Genomic DNA, 20360 nt, shown 5'->3' with positions numbered 1-20360 from the left:
TCGCGCGCCGGCCGGCCGCGGCCGGCGCGGGGGGCGGCCCGCTCAGTCGCGCACCAGTACGACCAGCTTCAGGTCCTCGCGGTGCGCGGGCTTCAGCGTGATCTGCTGGTACACGAGACGGCCGTCGGCCGGATGGTCGAATTCACGCAGCCCGCCTTCGCGCTCGAACACGTCCTGCGACGCCCAGTACTGCGCGAACGCGTCGCTGCCGGCCGTCAGCGCGTCGATCAGCGCGCGCGTCGGCGCGTCGGTCAGGTGGCGGATCGCATCGGCGCGGAATTCGGCCGCGAGCCGCCGCGCGCGGGTTTCCCAGTCGACGATCAGCGTGCGGGCGGCCGGCGCCATGAACGTGAAGCGCAGCAGGTTGCGGTCGTGCTCGCCATCGAGCCAGCCGGAAAAGAGCGCGGCGGCCGGCGCATTCCATGCGAGCGCGTTCCATTGGCGGTCGAGCACGTAGGCGGGCGTCGCGATCGCCGCGACGGTCGCGGCGAGCGTCGGCGGCAGGTCGCCGCCCGCGACGTCGGGCTCGGCCGGGTCGCGCTGCGCGGCCAGCTCGAACAGGTATGCGCGCTCGGCCTTCGACAGTTGCAGCGCGACGGCGATCCGCGCGAGCGCGTCGGCCGACGCCGACACGGGTCGGCCCTGTTCGATCCACGTGTACCAGGTCGGGCTGACGCCGCACAGTTGCGCGACTTCCTCGCGCCGCAGCCCCGGCGTGCGGCGGCGCGGGCCGGGAGGCAGGCCGACGGCCTGCGGCGACAGCCGCTCGCGGTGGGCGCGGATGAATTCGCCGAGCGCGCGGGCGGGCGTGGCGTCGAGTGGCGGGACGGAGGCGGAGGACGGCTGGTTCATGCGGAAACGGCGAAGTGAAGGCGAAAACGCGGCAACGATCAGACAGGTGGATCAAATACCAGAATAACTGCTTAACTTGTACTGGTACACACGCAGGCCTATTGTAGCGGCTCGCGCGCTGGCAGGGCAGCGGGCGTCCCCCACAATGCGATGCACGGGGCCGGATCGGGCGTTGAAGCGCCGGGGCCGGCCGACTGCATCAAGGAAAGGAGCGAACGATGAAACACCACGACCAGGTCGCCGACGCCTTCGGCACGACGGCCGCCGCCTATCTGACGAGCACGGTTCATGCGACGGGCGCCGACCTGCAGACGCTCGCCGACGCGGTGAGCGCGACGCCCGACGCCGCGGTGCTCGATCTGGGCTGCGGCGCCGGTCACGCGAGCTTCGCGGTCGCGCCGCACGTGCGCGACGTGGTCGCGTACGATCTCGCCGCGCCGATGCTCGCGACCGTCGACGCGGCCGCGCGCGAGCGCGGGCTCGCGAACGTCCGCACGCAGCAGGGGCCGGCCGAGCGGCTGCCGTTCGACACCGCGACGTTCGACTGGGTCGTGAGCCGGATGAGCGCGCACCACTGGCACGACATGCATGCGGCGCTGGCCGAGGTGCGTCGCGTGCTGAAGCCGGGCGGCCGCGTGCTGATGATCGACATCGCGGGCAACGATCATCCGCTCCTCGATACGTACCTGCAGGCCGCGGAAGTGCTGCGCGACGCGTCGCACGTGCGCGACTACCGCGCGGACGAATGGCTCGCGATGTTCCGCGCAGCCGGTTTCGACGCGCAGGTGCACAGCCGCTGGCGGCTGCCGATCGATTTCGACACGTGGGTCGCGCGCATTCGCACGCCGGCCGACAGCGTCGCCGGCATTCGCGCGTTGTGGGCGCATGCACCGGACGAGGTGCGCGGCTACTACGCGGTGCAGGCCGACGGCTCGTTCGAGCACGACGCATTGCTGATCGACGCGCACTGAGCGTGCGGCGCGGCGCACGCTGCGCCGTTTGTCGTCGCATGAAAAAAGCCGCGATACGCATCGACGCGTATCGCGGCTTTCGTTATCCTGGCCGGCGCGGAGCGTGCCCGCGCCGCCCGCGGATCAGCCGGTGTTGCGCAGGCCGGCCGCGATCCCGTTGATCGTCAGGTGAATCCCGCGGCGCAGCCGCGCGTTCGTGTCGCCCGCGCGGTGACGCTTGATCAGCTCGACCTGCAGGTGATTCAGCGGATCGAGATACGGGAAGCGGTTCTTGATCGAGCGCGCGAGCAGCGGGTTGGTCGCGAGGCGGCCTTCGTGCCCGGTGATTTCCGCGAGCGCCTGCGACGTGCGTTCCCATTCCGCGACGATCCGTTCGAACACGTGCTTGCGCAGCTTGCGGTCGGACACGAGTTGCGCATAACGCGACGCGACCGCGAGATCGGTCTTCGCGAGCACCATGTCCATGTTCGACAGCAGGTTCGAGAAGAACGGCCAGGTCTTGTTCATCTTCTTCAGCAGCGTGACGCGCTTCGTGCGTTCGGCGGCGTCCGGCGCGCCGTCGAGATACGCGCTCACCGCGCTGCCGAAGCCGTACCAGCCGGTCAGCAGCAGCCGGCACTGGCCCCACGAGAAGCCCCACGGAATCGCGCGCAGATCCTCGATCTTGCGCTGCTTCGGGTCCTGCAGCTTGCGCGACGCCGGCCGGCTGCCGATGTTCAGCTCGGCGATCTCGGTGATCGGCGTCGACGAGAAGAAGTAGTCGGTGAAGCCCGGGGTTTCATAGACGAGCGCGCGGTACGCGGCCATCGCCGAGTCGGACAGCGTCTGCATCGCGGCCTCGAACGCGGGCAATTGCGCCGGTGCGTTCGACTGCGGCAGCAGCGACGCCTCGAGCGTCGCGGCGACGACCGTCTCGAGGTTGCGCCGGCCGATCGACGGGTTCGAGAACTTGCTCGCGATCACCTCGCCCTGTTCGGTCAGGCGGATCTGGCCGTTCACGGTGCCCGGCGGCTGCGACAGGATCGCCTGGTAGGTCGGGCCGCCCCCGCGGCCGACCGTGCCGCCGCGGCCATGGAACAGCCGCAGCGTGATCTTGCGCTCGCGGAACAGGTCGACGAGCGCGAGTTCCGCGCGATACAGCTCCCAGTTCGACGTGAGGAAGCCGCCGTCCTTGTTGCTGTCCGAGTAGCCGAGCATCACTTCCTGTTCGGCGCCCTGGTGCGCGATCAACGCGTCGATGCCCGGCAGCGCGAAGTAGTCGCGCATGATGCGCGACGCGTCGCGCAGGTCGGGGATCGTCTCGAACAGCGGGATCACCATCAGGCTGTTCTTCGCGTCGCGGCCCGGCACGCCGAGCGTGCCTTCGAGCAGGCCCGTCTCCTTCTGCAGCAGCAGCACCTCGACGAGGTCGCTGACGGTTTCCGTATGCGAAATGATGTAGTTGCGCACCGCGCGCGCACCGAACTGCGTGCGGACCTCGCGCGCCTTCTCGAACACGCCCAGCTCGCTCTGCGCGAGCGCCGAGTATTCGAGGTACGGCGAGCGCAGCGGGCGCGGATCGGCGAGCGCGGCGAGCAGCACGCGCAGCTTGTCTTCCTCGGCGAGCGCCGCATAGTCGGCCTCGACGCCGGCGCGCGCGAACAGTTCGGCGACCACCGCCTCGTGGATGTCGGAACTCTGGCGCAGGTCGATGCTCGCGAGATGGAAGCCGAACACTTCGGCCGCGCGCACGAGCGGCGCGAGGCGCGGCGCGGCGAGCGACGCGCCGTGGTGCTCGTCGAGCGACGCGGTCAGCACCTTGAGATCGGCGACGAACGCTTCGGAGTCCTCGTATGGAATCGCACGCACGGGCGGCGCGCCGCGGCCCGCGCTGCGCACCGGCACCGTGCCTTCGCCGAGACGTACGCGCGCGCTCGCGGCGAGCCGCGTGTAGATGCCGATCAGCGCGCGGCGATACGGTTCGTCGACGCGGTGCGGCGACTGGTCGGGCGATGCGGCCGCGAGCGCCTTCACCGCGTCGTTCGCGCCGACCAGCAGGTTCGACACCGACAGCTCGGCGCCCAGCTTGTGCACCTGTTCCAGATAATGTTCGAGGATCACCGCGGCCTGGCGGTTGATCGCCTCGTCGAGCGTCGCCGCGGTCACGTTCGGGTTGCCGTCGCGATCGCCGCCGATCCAGCTGCCCATCTGGAAGAACGCGGGCACGCGGGCCGACAGGCCATGCTCGGCGAGCGCGGCCTCGATGTCGCCGTACAGCGCGGGCAGTTCGTCGAGGAACGTCGCGCGGTAGTACGACAGCGCGTTCTCGATCTCGTCGCCGACCGTCAGGCGCGAGTCGCGCAGCATCCGCGTCTGCCACAGCGCGGTCACGCGCGCGCGCAGCATCGCTTCGTTGTACTGGCGTTCGCGCGCGGTCAGCTCCTGGTCGCGCTCCGCGAGCAGGCGCGCGATGTCGTGCTGCGCATCGAGGATGCTCTTGCGCTGCACTTCGGTCGGGTGCGCGGTCAGCACCGGCACGATCAGCGCATCGTCGAAGAAGCGCTGCAGCAGGCGCTTCGACGCGTTGCCGGTGGTTTTCAGCTGGTCGAGCGCGTACGCGACCGTGCCGGGCTGCGGCGCGGACCCGGCCAGCGCGTGGATGCGGCGGCGGCGGTTGTGGTGGCGGTCTTCCGCGATGTTCGCGAGATGCGAGAAATAGCTGAACGCGCGCACGACGCTCACCGTCTGCTCCGGCGTCAGCTTGCGCAGCTTCTTCTCGAGCGTCTGCGCGGCTTCGCTGTCGTCCTCGCGGCGGAACTTGACCGCGGTCTGGCGGATCGTCTCGACCACGTCGAACACCGTATCGCCTTCCTGTTCGCGCACGACGTCGCCGAGCAGGCGGCCGAGGAAGCGGATGTCCTCGAACAGCGGGCCGTCCTTGTCGTCGCGCGTGCGGGTGCCGGCCTTCGGTGCGACGGCCTTGCGGGCGGGGGCGCCGGCGGCTTTCGTCACGGGTTTTGTCTGACGTATCGGGTCTTTCGGTTTCGTTGCCGTCTTCGCACGGCCGTTCGCGGCGGTGGCGAGGGTGCCCGTCGGGGCGTCGGGGGAGGGCAAGGCAGCATTGCGGCGCGCCGTACGCGCCGATCCGGAAGACTTCACGATGGGTTTCCTTGGGAAAGCTCGAGTCAAAAGGAACTGCGGAAACTGCGGGAACTGCGGTCAAGCAACCAGCTACGTGCGGCACATCCGCACAACGGCGCCGCGACCCTCACGGAGGCAGGCCGGGCGCAGGCTCCGGGCCCGGGCGGGCTGGGGCGTGCGTGCTACCATTGTTCGATCTTCAATCCCGTCCTTCGATGTTCCAGCAATGAATTCCGAGACCCCCGCGGCCGGGCCGCAACAGGCACAGCCGCCCGCGACGTTGACGATTGCTTCGCGCGAGAGCCGCCTGGCGATGTGGCAAGCCGAACATGTGCGTGATGCGCTGCGCAAATTATATCCAGCTTGTGACGTGAAAATCCTCGGGATGACGACGCGCGGCGATCAGATTCTCGATCGCACGCTGTCGAAGGTCGGCGGCAAGGGCCTGTTCGTGAAGGAACTCGAGGCCGCGCTGGCCGACGGTCGCGCCGATCTCGCCGTGCATTCGCTGAAGGACGTGCCGATGGCGCTGCCCGACGGCTTCGCGCTCGCCGCGATCATGGAGCGCGAAGACCCGCGCGATGCGTTCGTGTCGAACGACTACGCGTCGCTCGACGCGCTGCCGGCCGGCGCGGTCGTCGGCACGTCGAGCCTGCGCCGCGAAGCGATGCTGCGTTCGCGTTACCCGCATCTCGAGGTGCTGCCGCTGCGCGGCAACCTCGACACGCGTCTGGCCAAGCTCGACCGCGGCGACTACGCGGCGATCATCCTCGCGGCCGCCGGCCTGAAACGCCTCGGCCTCGAAGCGCGGATCCGCGCGCTGCTCGACGTCGAAGCCAGTCCGCCGGCAGCGGGCCAGGGCGCGCTCGGCATCGAGATCGCCGCGCACCGCGACGACGTCGCCGCGTGGCTCGCGCCGCTGCACGACCCGCGGACCGCGCTCGCGGTCGAGGCCGAGCGGATGGTGTCGCGCGCGCTCGGCGGCAGCTGCGAGGTGCCGCTTGCCGCGCATGCGGTGTGGCGCGCGGGCGAGCTGTACCTGACGGGCCGCGTGTCGACCACCGACGGCAAGCGCGTGCTGACGGCCGAGGAGTGCGGCGCGGTCGTGACCGTCGCCGATGCGCTCGCGCTCGGCCGCGCGGTGTCCGACGAGCTCGAGGCGCAAGGCGCGCTCGACATCGTCCAGGCGCTGCTCGCGGGCTCGCAGGCCGCCGGCAAGGGCGACGCCTGATGGCGGGCGGCGCGCGCGCGTTCACCGCTGTCCTGACGCGTCCGGACGGCCAGTCCGACGCGCTTGCGGCGCAACTGGCCGATGCCGGTTGCGACGTGCTCGAATTCCCGCTGATCGACATCGCGCCGGTCGACGATCCGGCGCCGCTCGACGCCGCGTTCGCGGCGCTGGCCGACTACGCGCTGGTGATCTTCGTGTCGCCGAACGCGATCGACCGCGCGCTCGCGCGGTACGGCGCGATCTGGCCGAATGCGCTGCCGGTCGGCGTGGTCGGGCCCGGCAGCGTCGCGGCGCTCGAGCGTCACGGCATCGCGGCGCCCGCGCATCGCGTGATCGCGCCGCAGGCGCCGGCCGACGGCGGCGTGCCTCATTACGATTCGGAAAGCCTGTTCGCGAGCATCGAGGCCGCGTTCGGCGGCGCGCCGGCGCTGGCGGGCAAGCGCGTGCTGATCGTGCGCGGCGACGGCGGGCGCGAATGGCTCGCCGAGCGGCTGCGCGAGGCCGGGGCCGACGTCACGCTCGTCGCCGCGTACCGGCGCGTCGTGCCGGAGCCGCGTGTCGGCGCGTGGGAGCGCGTGCACGCGCTGCTCGACGGCCAGCCGCACGCGTGGCTCGTCACGAGCTCGGAAGGCGTGCGCAACCTGCACGAGCTCGCGCGGACCCACCTGAACGATGCCGAGATCGACGCATTGAAGCATGCGCCGCTCGTGACGCCGCACCCGCGGATCGAGCAGTCCGCGCGCGCATTGGGTTTTGATAGGATTACGCTGACCGGCGCGGGCGATGAGCGCATCGTCCGCGCGTTTCGAACGATGGCCGACGAGGCCGTCCAACCGGCGACAGCCGCACCGGTGACTAAACGCATGACAGATACCAACGATTCCAAAAGCGTCGCTTCCCAGCCGGCCGCTGCATCCGCACCGCCGACCAGCCCCCCTTATCTCGCGCCCGAGCCGCCCGCGCGCCGCGGCGGCAGCGCGGTGCTGTGGTTCGTCGTCGTCGTGCTCGGCTGCGCGGCAGGGGTCGGCGGCTACGCGCTGAACCGCAAGATCGACCGGCTCGACGGTACGTTCGTCGCGCGCCAGAAGGCGCTCGACGCGCAGACGGCCGAAACGCGGATGAAGACCGAGCAGGCGCTCGCCAGCACGCACCAGGTCGACACGCAGCTCGCGCAGCTCGACGGCAAGCTGGCCGATGCGCAGAGCGCGCAGCAGGCGCTGCAGCAGCAATACCAGGACCTGTCGCGCAACCGCGATGCGTGGATGCTCGAGGAAGTCGACCAGATGCTGTCGAGCGCGAGCCAGCAGCTTCAGCTGACCGGCAACACGCAGCTCGCGCTGATCGCGCTGCAGAACGCCGACGCGCGTCTCGCGACGTCGCAGAGCGCGCAGGCCGTCACGGTGCGCAAGGCGCTCGCGCAGGACATCGAGAAGCTGAAGGCCGCGCCGGCAGCCGATCTCACCGGCCTCGCGATCAAGCTCGACGACGCGATCGCGAAGATCGACGCGCTGCCGCTGTCCGGCGAGGCGATCGTGCCGCACGCGGCGCCGAAGGCCGCGCCGGCCGACGCCGCGTCGCCGATCGCCGCCGGCGAGCCGCGCTGGAAGGTGTGGTGGCACGACTTCTCGGCCGGCCTCGGCCAGCAACTGAAGGGGCTCGTGCAGGTGCGCCGGATCGACAACGCGGACGCGATGCTCGCGTCGCCCGACCAGGGCTACTTCGTGCGCGAGAACGTGAAGCTGCGCCTGCTCACCGCACGGCTGTCGCTGCTGGCGCGCAACGACAGCGCGATGAAGGCCGACCTGCACGCCGCACAGGCATCGCTCGGCAAGTATTTCGATCAGGCATCGAAGGACACGCAGACCGTCGAGGATCTGCTCAAGCAGGTTGACGGCGCGTCGCTGACGGTCGCGGTGCCGAACCTGAACACGAGCCTGAACGCCGTTCAGCAGTTCAAGAGCCGGGGGTAACGATGACGCTTCGAGGAATCGTCTGGCTCGCGGTCCTGTTCGCGATCGCCGCGGCGCTCGCCACCGTCGGCCGTTTCGACGCGGGGCAGGTGCTGCTCGTCTATCCGCCGTACCGGATCGACGTGTCGCTGAACCTGTTCGTGATCGCCATCGTCGTGCTGTTCATCGTCGTGTACGCACTGCTGCGCATCGTGCGCAATATCTGGCGCATGCCGCAGCGGGTCGCCGCGTATCGGGCGCGTGCGCGCAACGAGAAGGCGCAGGCATCGCTGCGCGATGCGATCGCGAACCTGTACGCGGGCCGCTTCTCGCGTGCGGAGAAGGCCGCGCGTGAAGCGCTGACCGTCGACGCGAACCTGGGCGCCGCGAGTCTCGTCGCGGCCACCGCCGCGCACCGGATGCACGAGTACACGCGCCGCGACGACTGGCTGTCGAAGGTCGACGCGCCCGAATGGCAGGATGCGCGGCTGCTCGCCGCCGCCGACATGCGCGCGGACGCCCGCGACGCCGACGGTGCGCTCGCCGCGCTGGCCGACATGCAGGCCGGCGGCAAGCGCATTCATGCGCAGCAGGTCGCGCTGCGGGCGCAGCAGCAACTGAAGAACTGGGCCGAGGTGCTGAAGCTCGCGAAGGCGCTCGAAAAGCGCGAGGCGCTGCATCCGGCCGCGGCCGTGCGGCTGCGCCAGCAGGCGGCGGAAAACCTGCTGCGCGAACGCCGGCACGATCCGGACGCGCTGCTCGAAGTGTGGCAGTCGCTGTCGCCGGTCGAGCGCCAGTCGCCGCGTCTGGTCGATCTCGCGGCCGAACTGCTCGTGCCGCTCGAGCGCCGCAACGAAGCGCGCCGCATCGTCGAGGACGCGCTCGCGCACAACTGGGATGCACGCCTGCTGCGCCGTTACCCGGACACGGCCGGCGCCGATGCGCTGCCGCTGATCCAGAAGGCCGAAGGCTGGAAGAAGGATCATCCGGAAGATGCCGACCTGCTGTTCGCGCTCGGCCGCCTCTGCCAGCAGCAGCAGCTGTGGGGCAAGGCGCAGTCGTTCCTCGAATCGGCGCTGAAGCTGGCCGACAACGAGGCGCTGAAGGTGCGGGCGCATCGTGCGCTCGCCCGTCTGTTCGAGCATCTCGGCGAAACCGACAAGGCCGCGAAGCACTACCGCGAAAGCGCGCTCGCGATCACCGTGGTGTGACGCGGCGCTGCGCCGCGCAGCGTAAAAAGCCCCGAACGCCGATCGGCCTTCGGGGCTTTTTTTTGCCCGTAGCGAGGCGCGGGCGGCCCGCGGCGCGTTACGCGCCGAGCCTGCGCAGCAGGTCGTCCTCGCTCGGGACGAACCAGACCGATTTCCCGCGATTGCACTCGCGAACGAGCGCGCGCAGCGCTTCGCTGCGCGCGAGCCGGCGGTCGATGTCGCCGACCACGCCGAGCCGGACGCCGTAGTTGGTCAGCTTTTGCAGCACGGCGCCGGCCAGCCCGCTGTCGAGCCGGTAGAAGTCGTCGTGCAGCATGTCCGCGGCGACCGCGATCCAGTCGGCTTCATGCTCGTGCGCGAGCGCGACGAGATCGAGCGCGTCGCTTTCCCGTTGCACGAGGCCGGCGGAAGGATCGCGGACCAGCACGCGGCTGCCGGCGGCCTGAACGATTCGATGGGGCATGTCGAGCGTGTCCGTCGATGAGAGAAAAGTGCGCAGGGTGTCGCGTTGCCCGCGGATGAAGTGAGGCTGTTCGGGAAGAAACCGCACCTGCGCGTGCGGCACGAGGCGCGTCAGGCGATCCCGCGTGTCGCGGGAATCGAGCATCACGTCGCGGCCTCCGACGATCGCCAGCACGGGCATCGACAACGTGCGGAGCATGGTGTCGTCGAATACCGGAACCGGCTCGATGCGCGGCCGAAAGCCGCGATCGATGGCGCGCATCAGGGCGAGCGCGTCCCGTTCGGCCGGCGTCGATGCGGGTGGCAGGCGACCCAGCACGCACCGCCGCACGCATGCACGCCCGGCATCGCCGAGCAGCAACAGCGGCAGCGCCCACCACAGAAACGGCTTCTGCCTGCCGATGCCGGACGGGCAGAGCAGCGCGAGCCGGGTGACGCGCGGCGGCCGCCGCAACGCGAAGTCGAGCGCCGTTCGCGCACCGAGCGAGATGCCGACGAACGCGGCGCGCGACACCTGCAGGCCGTCGAGCACGTCGTCGAGCCACTGCGCATAGGCGTCGCCTGCGAGCGGCGGCCGCGCCGGCGCGCTCGGTCCCGCTTCGCCGATCACGTCGATCGCGTAGAGCCGGAAGTGCGTCGACCAGTCGGCCGCGTGATGCTGCCAGCTTGCCGCCGTCGTCTGTGCGCCGTGGATCAGCACGACCGGCGGCGCGTGTTCGGGGCCGCAGACGATGACGTGCGTCGCGCCATGACGCGTTTGCACGGTGACGCGCCGATGCCCGGCCGGCCAGTGCGACAGCGCGGCCGCGTACGCGGCGCGAATCGCACGGGCATGGCGGGGCGACTTGAAGATTGCGCTCATGTCCCGCTTTGCTGGAGCAGCATGTCGAGCGACGACATCAGCGCGGCCGTGTCCGCCGGTGTCGCGGTCACGATGATCTTGACCACGCTCGAGGCGGGATCGAACGTGACGTCGATTCGCACGGGGTCGACGTACGATGCGCGGCCTGACGCCATTGCGTGCAGCGACCGCGACAGGTACTGGTGCAGCGACTGCGACGCATCGGGAATGTCGACGATGCTGGTGACACGCACCGCACGCGGCGCGGGCGAGGCCGGCTCCGTCCGGGCGAACGCGGCGAGGTCCGCGTCGAGGATGCGGTATGCACGGCCGACCCGCGTCGCGCGCAGCTTGCCGTCGCGAATGAACCGCAGGACGGTCTTCGGATGGACGCGCAGGCGGGCGGCGGTGTCTTCGACGGTGTGGAACATGAATTGTAGGGCAGGAGATTCCTTTGACTGTCTTTATTGTTCCATATAAAAAGGACTATAAGGGAACAATTTTGTCATTAATGGGATGTCGCCGGATGGGCGAGACGTTCAGCCGATCCGGGGTGTGCCTGTCCGGAATCGAAAACGCCCCGGCGACCGGCAATGCCGGACGGCGGGGCGTATCGGGGAAAAACGGGCCGGAAATCGGCCGGCATGTTCGATCGATCCGGGCGCGCGTTTACGCGCCGCGCGTCGTCACTTGTCGACGAGCCGTTTCGGCACCGACAGCGCCAGCAGCCCGCCGAGCACGAGGAACCCGGCCAGCATGTACATGCCCGCATCGTTGGCGCCCGTCACCTGCTTGAGCCAGCCCATCAGGTACGGACTCAGGAAGCCGGCGAGGTTGCCGATCGAGTTGATCATCGCGATGCCGGCGGCGGCCGCCGCGCCGCCGAGGAACGCGGTCGGCAGGCTCCAGAACAGCGGTAGCGTCGTCAGGATGCCGATCGTCGCGAGCGTGAGGCCGAGCATCGCGAGCGCCGTCTGGTGCGCCCAGATCACCGACAGCACGAGGCCGATCGCGCCGATCGCGGCCGGAATCGCGAGGTGCCAGCGGCGTTCGCGGTGCTTGTCCGCGCTGCGCGCGATCAGGATCATCGCGACCACCGCGGCCGCATACGGAATCGCGGACAGCAGGCCGATCATGAACGTGTCGGTCACGCCCGTCGCCTTGATGATCGTCGGCAACCAGAAGCCGACGCCGTACAGCCCCATCACGAACGAGAAATAGATCAACGCCATCAGCCACACGCGCGGGCTCGACATCACGGCGCCGAGCGGCAGGTCCTCCTTGGTGGCTTCCTCCGCGTCGACGTTGCGGGCGAGCAGCGCCTTTTCTTCGTCGGTCAGCCACGTCGCCTTCGCGATCCGCTCGTCGAGCGTGAAGAACACGAGCACGCCGGCGAGCACCGACGGGATGCCTTCGAGCAGGAACAGCCATTGCCAGCCGTGCCAGCCGCTGACGCCGTCGAACGCCTTCAGGATGAAGCCCGAGATCGGCCCGCCGATCACGCCGGACAGCGCGACGGCCGTCATGAAGAACGTCGTCATCCGGCCGCGCCGGTGCGCGGGATACCAGTAGGTGAGATAGAGGATCACGCCGGGGAAGAAGCCCGCTTCGGCGACGCCGAGCAGGAAGCGCATCACGTAGAACATCGCGGGCGTCGTGACGAACATCGTCAGGATCGAGATCACGCCCCACGTCGCCATGATGCGGGCGATCCACACGCGGGCGCCCACCCGGTGCAGGATGATGTTGCTCGGCACCTCGAACAGGAAATAGCCGAAGAAGAAGATCCCCGCGCCGAGCCCGTACACGGTATCGCTCAGGTGCAGGTCGCTCGCCATCTGCAGCTTCGCGAACCCGACGTTCACGCGATCGAGATACGCGACCACGTAGCACAGCAGCAGGAGCGGCACGAGCCGCCACGACACCTTGCGGTAGGTTGCTTCCTCGAATGCGCCGGACGAGCCCGGCAGCGACTGCGTCGATGTTGCCATGTTGTCTCCTGTCGATCCGGGTGAGCGCTTGCGCGATTGCCTGGATCGGATGCACCGCTGTCCTTGTAGTGGCCGGATCGGGCGCGGTGATGCCCGATCCGGTTTCGTGCGAAGCAATACGGGGCGATCGTGCGGCCGGGTACGACTAGATGCAGCGTCCGCCGTCGACTTCGAGGCAGACGCCGGTGATGAATTCCGCTTCGTCGGATGCCAGGTAAAGCGCGGCGTTCGCGATGTCCTGCGGCGTCGAGAAGCGGCCGAGCGGGATCGTCGCGAGGAAGCGGCGGCGATTGTCCGGGGTGTCCTCGCAGCCCATGAACTCGGTCATCAGCGCGGTTTCGCCGAGCACCGGGTTGATGCAGTTCACGCGGATGCGGTCGGCGCCGAGCTCGGCCGCGAGCGATTTGCTCGCGGTGATCATCGCACCCTTCGTGCTGTTGTACCAGACGAGGCCCGGGCGCGGCCGCACGCCGGCCGTCGACGCGACGTTCACGAACACGCCGCCGCCCTGGGCGCGGAAATACGGGACGAAGGTCTGCACACACCAGAACAGGCTTTTCATGTTGACCGCGTACACGCGGTCGAATTCGGCCTCCGTCACGTCGAGCACGGGCTTGTTGCGGTGCGTGGTACCGGCGTTGTTCACGACGATCTGCACCGCGTGGAAGTCGTCGAGCGCGGCCTGCAGCAGCGTGCGCCAGTCGTCCTCTTTCGACACGTCGCCGGCCACCGCGATCGCCTTGCCGCCCGCGAGCGCGATCTCGCTCGCGACGCGCTCGGCCGCCGCGCCGTTCAGGTCGTTGACGACGACGTTCGCGCCTTCGCGCGCGTATGTCTTCGCGATGCCTTCGCCGAACCCCGAGCCGCCGCCCGTGACGATGGCCGTCTTGCCGGTCAACCGCATGGTGTGTCTCCTGTGCAGGTAGTGCGAGTCGTCGTGTGTCGGCGGGCGGCCGGGTGCTAGCGGCCGCCCGTCGCGTGTCGTGCGTTCAGCCGTGCCGGATCGCGATCGTCTTCAGCGCGGTGAAGCCGTACAGCGCCTCGAAGCCTTTCTCGCGGCCATGGCCCGAATGGCCGACGCCGCCGAACGGCAGCTCGACGCCGCCGCCCGCGCCATAGTTGTTGATGAACACCTGGCCCGCGCGCAGGCGCCGCGCAAGACGCATCTGGCGCGCGCCGTCGCGCGTCCAGATGCCCGCGACGAGGCCGTACGGCGTGCCGTTCGCGAGCGCGACGGCTTCGTCCTCGTCGACGAAACGCATCGCCGCGAGCACCGGGCCGAACACTTCCTCCTGCGCGAGCCGGTGCGACGGCGGCACGTCGCGCAACAGCGCGGGCGCCTGATAGAAGCCGCTTTCGGGCGCATCGGCGACGACCTGCCCGTGCGCGGCCATCGGAATGCCGTCGTGCTGCGCGTCGGACAGGAAATCCCACACGCGTTGCTGCTGCTTCGCGTTGATCAGCGGGCCGCAATCGAGATCGGCGCGGCTCGGGCCGACGCGCAGCCCGTTGAACGCGGTGGCGAGACGCTCGACGAGCGGCTCGTACACCGCGCGCTCGATCAGCACGCGGCTGCCGGCCGAGCAAGTCTGCCCGCCGTTCTGCACGATCGCGGACACGAGCACGGGCAGCGCGGCGTCGAGGTCGGCATCGGCGAACACGATTTGCGGCGACTTGCCACCGAGTTCGAGCGTGACCGGCACGTGGTTCTCGGCGGCCATCTGCGTGACCAGCTTGCCGGTGGCCGGCGAACCCGTAAACGAGATGTGGTCGATGCCCGGATGGCGGGCGAGCGCGGCGCCCGCTTCATGGCCGTAGCCGGTGACGATGTTGAGCGCGCCGGCCGGCAGCCCGGCCTCGACGGCGAGTTCGGCGACGCGCAGCACGGACAGGCACGCGTCCTCGGCCGGCTTGACCACGCACGCGTTGCCGGCCGCGAGCGCCGCGCCGACGCTGCGCCCGAAGATCTGCATCGGGTAGTTCCACGGCACGATGTGGCCCGTGACGCCGTGCGGTTCGCGCACCGTCAGCACCGTGTAGCCGGCCTGGTAGGGGAGGGTTTCGCCGTGCAGCTTGTCGGCCGCGCCCGCGTAGAACTCGAAGTAGCGTGCGAGCGCGGCTGCATCGGCGCGCGCCTGCTTCAGCGGCTTGCCGGTATCGCGCGCCTCGATCGCGGCGAGTTCCTCGATCGAATCGGTCACGCGCGCCGACAGCCGCATCAGCACGCGGCCGCGCTCGGCGGCGCTCGCGGCGCCCCATGGGCCTGCGAATGCGTCGCGGGCCGCGGCGACCGCGCGCTCGATGTCGGGCGCGGTGCCGCGCGCGATCGTCGCGAACGGCTGGCCGTCGGACGGATCGACGACCGGGATGGTTTCCAGTTGCGCGGGCAACGTCCATTCGCCCGCGATGAAGTGCTTCGCTTCTTCCATGTCTCCTCCTGTCGACCCGAGTTAGCGCTTCAGCGGTTACTCGGGTCCCATGCATCGCGGTCGACCCGAGTTAGCGCTTCAGCGGTTACTCGGGTCCCATGCATCGCGGTCGACCCAGGTTAGCGCTTCAGCGCTTGCTCGGGTTCCATACCTTGTGATTGACGTGCAACGCAGCCGGCCCGACGCCCGGACATCCGGAACGATTATCGCGCCGATCGTCATCCGGACGCCACCGGTCGATTGGCTATAATGGCGCATTCCTTTTGGGGGACGCCCGCGGCGGCATCGGCCGCGGCGCCCTGTCCCGAATTCCCATCGACCTACAGAGAGTGCTCATGAGCTTCAATCATGTTCCGGCCGGCAAGGACCTGCCGCAAGATTTCAACGTGATCATCGAGATTCCCGCGCAAAGCGATCCGGTGAAGTACGAGGCGGACAAGGAACTGGGCCTCCTCGTCGTCGACCGCTTCATCGGCACGGGCATGCGCTACCCGGTGAACTACGGCTACATCCCGCAGACGCTGTCGGGCGACGGCGATCCGGTCGACGTGCTGGTGATCACGCCGTTCCCGCTGCTGGCCGGCTCGATCGTGCGTTCGCGCGTGCTTGGCATGCTGCAGATGACCGACGAGTCGGGCGTCGACGCGAAGCTGGTCGCGGTGCCGCACGACAAGATCTGCCCGATGACGGCGAACCTGAAGACGATCGACGACGTGCCCGAATACCTGAAGGACCAGATCAAGCACTTCTTCGAGCAATACAAGGCGCTCGAGAAGGGCAAGTGGGTGAAGGTCGAAGGTTGGGCCGGCATCGAAGCCGCGCACAAGGAAATCACCGACGGCGCCGCGAACTACAAGAAGTAAGCGGCGTGCCGGCCGACGGCCGGTTCGTACGGAACGCAAACCGCGCGCGTCTCCTCAGGAGGCCGCGCGGTTTTGTTTTGCGCGTGCGGTTTTCCGGCGGGCCGGCGGGGACGCAGGCAGGGGCGGGGTGACCGGTGCATTCTTCGCGCGTTTCGCGCGCGGCGGGGCAACGGACGGAGCGGTCGCAGCGGCGGCTTTCTTGGCCGCTGGACGGCGCCGGGCCGGTGCGGAAGCGGCCTCGTCGCGTACGCTCGCGGTCGGCTTGCCGGCAGTGGCCGGTACCTTCCTTTTCGACGACGCGGAAGAGGGCGAGCCGGTTTTCTTTACCGGTGCGCCACGCGACGAGGTCTTTTTTGCAGCAGCGTTGCCGTCGGCTTTTGCACGTTTCGCGTCCGGTGCGGCTTGATTTGATTGCGTCGACTTCGACTTCGACTTCGACGCTGGTGTGCCCTTTGCGGGCTTCGCCGTCTTCGCGGCCGTTGCAGACCCGGCAACTTTCCCGGCCTTCGGCTTTTTCCCGGCGACCTGTTCCGTTGCCGCAGCCTTCGCCGCATCGCCGGTGTTTTCCGTCGGCTCTTTCTTCCGCCCGCGCGCCGTGGCCTTCGTCCCGGCCGTATCTCCGCGCTCGTCGAGCGCGACCGCCGCCGGCAACACCGATTCCAGCGTACGCAAACCCGCCGCCAGCTCGCGCTTTTTCGCGGGCGTGAGCCGCTTCACCCAGTATTCGGCGCGCGATGCGCTCGACCGGTCGGGCAGCGGAAACGACGCGAGCACCGCGCGCGGCTTGCGCGAGCGCGTGTAGCGCGCGCCCTTGCCGGACGCGTGTTCGTCGAAGCGCGCGGCGACATCGGTCGTGATGCCCGTGTAGACGCTGTCGTCGGCGCATTCGATCAGATACAGAAACCAGGACATGGCGGAGCGGCGGGATGCGAAGCCGCCAGTGTCTCAGAAAAAACCGGCGTCAACGCCACCGGTCGCCGTGCCCGTCGCGAAAGCGGCTTGGCGCCGCGCCGAGTTCGCGCGTGAAGAAGCGCGTGAACGCGCTCGTCGAACGGAAGCCGACGCGCACGCCGATCTCGCCGATCGGCAACCGCGTATTGAGCAGCAGGTCGCGTGCCTCGCCGAGCCGCGCCTGCGCGACGAGCGCATGGAAGCCGACGGCTTCGCGATGCAGCCGCCGGCGCAGCGTCCAGCGCGACATCGCGAAGCGCGTGCACACGTGCTGCATCAGCGTATCGGTCGGCACGTCGGCGTCGTCGGCGGTGCGCAGCCAGTCGCGCACGCATTGCTCGACCGACGAGCCGAACGTCGAGCGGGCGCGCACGCGCTCGCGCGCGGCATCGGCGGCATGGCGCTGGATGCCGGCCAGCGGTGCGTTGTAGCGCTCGAACGGCGTGTCGATGTGCGCGGAGCGCAGCACGATGCGGTTGTGCGCGGCATCGAACGAGACCGGCGCACCGAGCATGTCGCGCAGCGCGGCAACGGGCGCGAACGCGCGGCCGGCGAATTCGGCGTCGTCGATGCGCACCTGCGGGTCGTACAGGCGCGCGAGCGCCGCGAGGATCGCGAGGTTCGCGAACGCGCTGCCCGCGTGCCGGCCGTCTCCTTCGTTCACGTAGTCGATCGCGATCGCGTCGCCGTTCTCGTGCGCGAAGACCCAGTCGACGTTGCCGATCAGCTCGCGATAGCGCAGGTAGCCGTGCAACGCGTCGCGCAGCGTCGCCGCGTTGCAGGTGATGCCGGCGAGCTCGGGAAACGGCACGAGCCACGGCACGACCTCCGGCGGCGGGCGATGCCACGACAGCGGCCAGCCGCTCGTCAACTGCATCGCGGCCACGTGCCGGTCGCCCGCGATGCGGCGCGTGTCGTCGGCGAGTTCGGCCGGCCCGATGCCGAGCGTCTCGTAAAGCGGTGCGGGATCGATGCCGTTCGCACGCGCGTCTTCGCACAGCCAGCGGTAGATCCGGACCGATACCGATTTCTGTTGCAACTCCATGTCTGTCTCCCTGTCGTCATGCCGTTCGGGTTTGTCCCCGCTGCGAGAGGTCAACGCATGCTCCTGCCGGTCAAGCGTGGTGACCGGTTGATTTTTAGACTCGGACGCTGGAGTGAGGCGACAAGTACAACAGAACGATTCTGGAGGATCAATGAAAACTTCGCTGTTCCGGTGTTCGACGATTGCGTCCGCGTGCGCGCTCACGGTCCTGCTCGCGTCGTGCGGTGGCGACGACATCCATGCGCCGACCGACCCCGACGCGGCAGCCGACCAGCGCGCGGCCGCGCTCGTCGCGCAACTGACGACCGACGAGAAACTGCAGCTCGTGCATGGCACCGGCATGCCCGCGCTCAGCCTGGGCGGCCCGTTTCCGGCCGACGCGCTGAACGGCGCGAGCTACATCCCGGGCGTGCCGCGGCTCGGCATTCCGGCCGTCAGCAGCGCCGATTCGGCAGGTGGCGTGAACGTGAAGAATGCGCGCGTGACCGCGCTGCCCGCGCCCGTCGCGCTCGCGGCGACGTGGGACCCGGCGCTCGCGGGCACCTACGGCACGCGCATCGCGCTCGAACTGCGCGCGCTCGGTTTCGCGGAAGGGCTCGGCGGCGGCGTGAACCTCGCGCGCGAGCCGCGCAACGGCCGCACCTTCGAATACATGGGCGAGGACCCGGTGCTCGCGGGCACGCTGAGCGCCGCGCGCACGCAGGCCACGCAGGCGCAGAAGGTGATCGCGACGATCAAGCATTTCGCGTTCAACGACCAGGAAACCAACCGGATGACGGTCGATTCGGTCGTCGACGAGCGGACCATGCGCGAGGCCGAACTCCTCGCGTTCGAGATCGGCGTGAAGGACGGCCAGCCGGGCAACGTGATGTGCGCGTACAACAAGCTGAACGGCGTGTATGCTTGCGAGAACCCGTATTTGCTGACGACGGTGCTGAAGAACGAGTGGGGCTTCAAGGGCGTCGTGCAGTCGGACTGGGGCGCGACGCATTCGACGGTCGCGGCCGTGCAGGCCGGGCTCGACGAGGAGCAGCCGGGCGCGGCCGACGACGGCAACGCGCCGCTCGGCTCGTATTTCAATTCGAAGCTGCGCGCGGCGCTGCAGGCCGGCAGCGTGTCGGTCGCGCGGCTGAACGACATGGTGCAGCGCAAGCTGCGCACGCTGATCCGCATCGGCGTGATGGATGCGCCGCCGAAGCCGGGCGGCGCGATCGACGAGGCTGCCGGCAATGCCGACGCGCTCGCGATCGCGCGGCAAGCGGCGGTGCTGCTGAAGAACGCGGCCGCGCCGGGTGACACGCAGCCGGTGCTGCCGCTGGCCGCCGGCACGCTCAAGTCGGTCGTCGTGATCGGCGGGCATGCGGACGCGGGCGTGCTGTCGGGCGGCGGCTCGGGTGCGGTGCCGGCGATCGACGGCAACGCGGTGACGACCTGCCAGCAACCGGCCGACACGCTGTTCGGCGGGTGCGCGACCTGGTACAAGTCCGCGCCGCTCGCGGCGATCCGCGCGAAGGCGCCGAATGCATCGGTCAGCTATCTCGACGGCACCGACGCGAACGCCGCGGCCAGCGCGGCCGCGCTGGCCGATGTCGCGATCGTGTTCGCCACGCAGTGGCAGACTGAGGGGCTCGACCTCGCGAGCCTGTCGCTGCCCGATGCGAAGGCGGACCCGTCCAACCAGCAATACGACCAGAACGCGCTGATCGCCGCGGTCGCCGCGAAGGCCAAGCGCGTGATCGTCGTGCTCGAGAACGGCAGCCCGGTGCTGATGCCGTGGCTCGCGAACGTGCACGGCGTGCTGGACGCGTGGTATCCGGGCGCGCAGGGTGGCCAGGCGATCGCCGACCTGCTGTTCGGCGACGCGAACCCGTCGGGCCGGCTGCCGCTGACGTTCCCGAAGCAGGAGGCCGACCTGCCGCAGCCGACGATCGATCCGTCGAACCTGCGGAACGTCTATGCGGAAGGGCTCGCGTACGGCTATCGCTGGTTCGACGCGAAGGCGATCGAGCCGCTGTTCCCGTTCGGCTACGGGCTGTCGTACACGACGTATGCGTTGTCGGCGATGTCCGCGCAGGCCGACGCAGCGGGCAACGTGACGGTCGGCGTGACGGCGACGAACACGGGCGCGCGCGCCGGTACGCAAACGGTGCAGATCTACGCGGCGCTGCCCGCGTCGCTCGGCGAGCCGCCGAAGCGGCTCGTCGGCTGGACCAAGGTCGCGCTGCAGCCGGGCGAGGCGCGCACGGTCAGCATCGCGGTGCCGGCGCAGCGCTTCGCGGTGTGGGATGCGAGCGCGCACGCATGGCGGATCGGCGCGGGCACGTATGGGCTGTCGGCGGCCGCGTCGTCGCGTGACCCGCAGGCGCTGTCGCAGACGGTGACGCTCGCCGCGCACTGAACCGGCGACGATCGTGCCGTATGCGGCGAGGCCATGCGTGGCTTCG

The 20360-nt window shown here is 69.5% G+C and carries 15 protein-coding genes; 6 read left to right on the top strand and 9 right to left on the bottom strand.

Going from position 1 to position 20360, the window contains the following annotated elements; all coding sequences use genetic code 11:
- Positions 1-42: 42 nt before the first annotated feature.
- The gene (locus H0X90_RS10800; RefSeq protein WP_006492931.1) at positions 43-852 is read right to left on the bottom strand and encodes a helix-turn-helix transcriptional regulator; all 810 of its coding nucleotides are present in this window, start codon (positions 850-852) and stop codon (positions 43-45) included.
- Between the two features lie 218 nt (positions 853-1070).
- Here H0X90_RS10800 and H0X90_RS10795 point away from each other — a divergent pair, with 218 nt between their 5' ends.
- The gene (locus H0X90_RS10795; protein WP_006497169.1) at positions 1071-1823 is read left to right on the top strand and encodes a class I SAM-dependent methyltransferase; all 753 of its coding nucleotides are present in this window, start codon (positions 1071-1073) and stop codon (positions 1821-1823) included.
- Between the two features lie 123 nt (positions 1824-1946).
- Here the strand turns inward: H0X90_RS10795 and ppc are convergent, their stop codons facing one another.
- The gene (ppc, locus tag H0X90_RS10790; RefSeq protein WP_077188826.1) at positions 1947-4961 is read right to left on the bottom strand and encodes a phosphoenolpyruvate carboxylase; all 3015 of its coding nucleotides are present in this window, start codon (positions 4959-4961) and stop codon (positions 1947-1949) included.
- Positions 4962-5169: 208 nt separating this feature from the next.
- Between ppc and hemC the strand changes: the two genes are divergently transcribed.
- Genes hemC through H0X90_RS10775 form a run of 3 tightly spaced genes read left to right on the top strand, consistent with a single transcriptional unit; the run spans position 5170 to position 9334 of the window.
- Positions 5170-6174 (top strand): hydroxymethylbilane synthase, encoded by a 1005-nt coding sequence (hemC, locus tag H0X90_RS10785; protein WP_043205620.1) that lies wholly within the window; start codon positions 5170-5172, stop codon positions 6172-6174.
- The gene (hemDX, locus tag H0X90_RS10780) at positions 6174-8144 is read left to right on the top strand and encodes a fused uroporphyrinogen-III synthase HemD/membrane protein HemX (RefSeq protein ID WP_077188827.1); all 1971 of its coding nucleotides are present in this window, start codon (positions 6174-6176) and stop codon (positions 8142-8144) included. Before hemC ends, hemDX begins: the two co-directional genes overlap by 1 nt.
- 2 nt (positions 8145-8146) lie before the next feature.
- Complete coding sequence (locus tag H0X90_RS10775; RefSeq protein ID WP_077188828.1) at positions 8147-9334, top strand: heme biosynthesis protein HemY; 1188 nt, start codon at positions 8147-8149, stop codon at positions 9332-9334.
- 97 nt (positions 9335-9431) lie between these two features.
- Here the strand turns inward: H0X90_RS10775 and H0X90_RS10770 are convergent, their stop codons facing one another.
- From H0X90_RS10770 to H0X90_RS10750, 5 genes are all read right to left on the bottom strand, one after another.
- Positions 9432-10658, bottom strand: coding sequence for an alpha/beta fold hydrolase (locus H0X90_RS10770; RefSeq protein ID WP_006497166.1), 1227 nt, complete (start codon positions 10656-10658; stop codon positions 9432-9434).
- Positions 10655-11068, bottom strand: a complete 414-nt coding sequence (locus H0X90_RS10765; protein ID WP_006489657.1) for a helix-turn-helix domain-containing protein — start codon at positions 11066-11068, stop codon at positions 10655-10657. Before H0X90_RS10765 ends, H0X90_RS10770 begins: the two co-directional genes overlap by 4 nt.
- Before the next feature lie 255 nt (positions 11069-11323).
- The gene (locus H0X90_RS10760; protein WP_006489648.1) at positions 11324-12628 is read right to left on the bottom strand and encodes an MFS transporter; all 1305 of its coding nucleotides are present in this window, start codon (positions 12626-12628) and stop codon (positions 11324-11326) included.
- A gap of 145 nt (positions 12629-12773) precedes the next feature.
- Positions 12774-13532 (bottom strand): SDR family oxidoreductase, encoded by a 759-nt coding sequence (locus H0X90_RS10755; RefSeq protein WP_048985777.1) that lies wholly within the window; start codon positions 13530-13532, stop codon positions 12774-12776.
- Between the two features lie 85 nt (positions 13533-13617).
- Positions 13618-15057, bottom strand: coding sequence for an aldehyde dehydrogenase family protein (locus H0X90_RS10750; protein ID WP_006497163.1), 1440 nt, complete (start codon positions 15055-15057; stop codon positions 13618-13620).
- A 335-nt stretch (positions 15058-15392) separates the two neighbouring features.
- Here H0X90_RS10750 and ppa point away from each other — a divergent pair, with 335 nt between their 5' ends.
- The gene (ppa, locus tag H0X90_RS10745; protein WP_006489643.1) at positions 15393-15920 is read left to right on the top strand and encodes an inorganic diphosphatase; all 528 of its coding nucleotides are present in this window, start codon (positions 15393-15395) and stop codon (positions 15918-15920) included.
- A 54-nt stretch (positions 15921-15974) separates the two neighbouring features.
- Here the strand turns inward: ppa and H0X90_RS10740 are convergent, their stop codons facing one another.
- Positions 15975-16832 (bottom strand): GIY-YIG nuclease family protein, encoded by an 858-nt coding sequence (locus H0X90_RS10740; RefSeq protein WP_059721377.1) that lies wholly within the window; start codon positions 16830-16832, stop codon positions 15975-15977.
- Between the two features lie 49 nt (positions 16833-16881).
- Entirely contained in the window at positions 16882-17916 is a 1035-nt protein-coding gene (locus H0X90_RS10735; RefSeq protein WP_006497160.1) for an AraC family transcriptional regulator, read from the bottom strand.
- Positions 17917-18067: 151 nt separating this feature from the next.
- Between H0X90_RS10735 and H0X90_RS10730 the strand changes: the two genes are divergently transcribed.
- Positions 18068-20314, top strand: coding sequence for a glycoside hydrolase family 3 C-terminal domain-containing protein (locus H0X90_RS10730; protein WP_077188829.1), 2247 nt, complete (start codon positions 18068-18070; stop codon positions 20312-20314).
- The last annotated feature ends 46 nt before the right edge of the window (positions 20315-20360 follow it).

The organism is Burkholderia sp. 9775_39, from assembly GCF_015712225.1.
Classification (GTDB): Bacteria; Pseudomonadota; Gammaproteobacteria; order Burkholderiales; family Burkholderiaceae; genus Burkholderia; species Burkholderia cenocepacia.
This window is presented reverse-complemented; position numbering and strand designations above follow the sequence as displayed.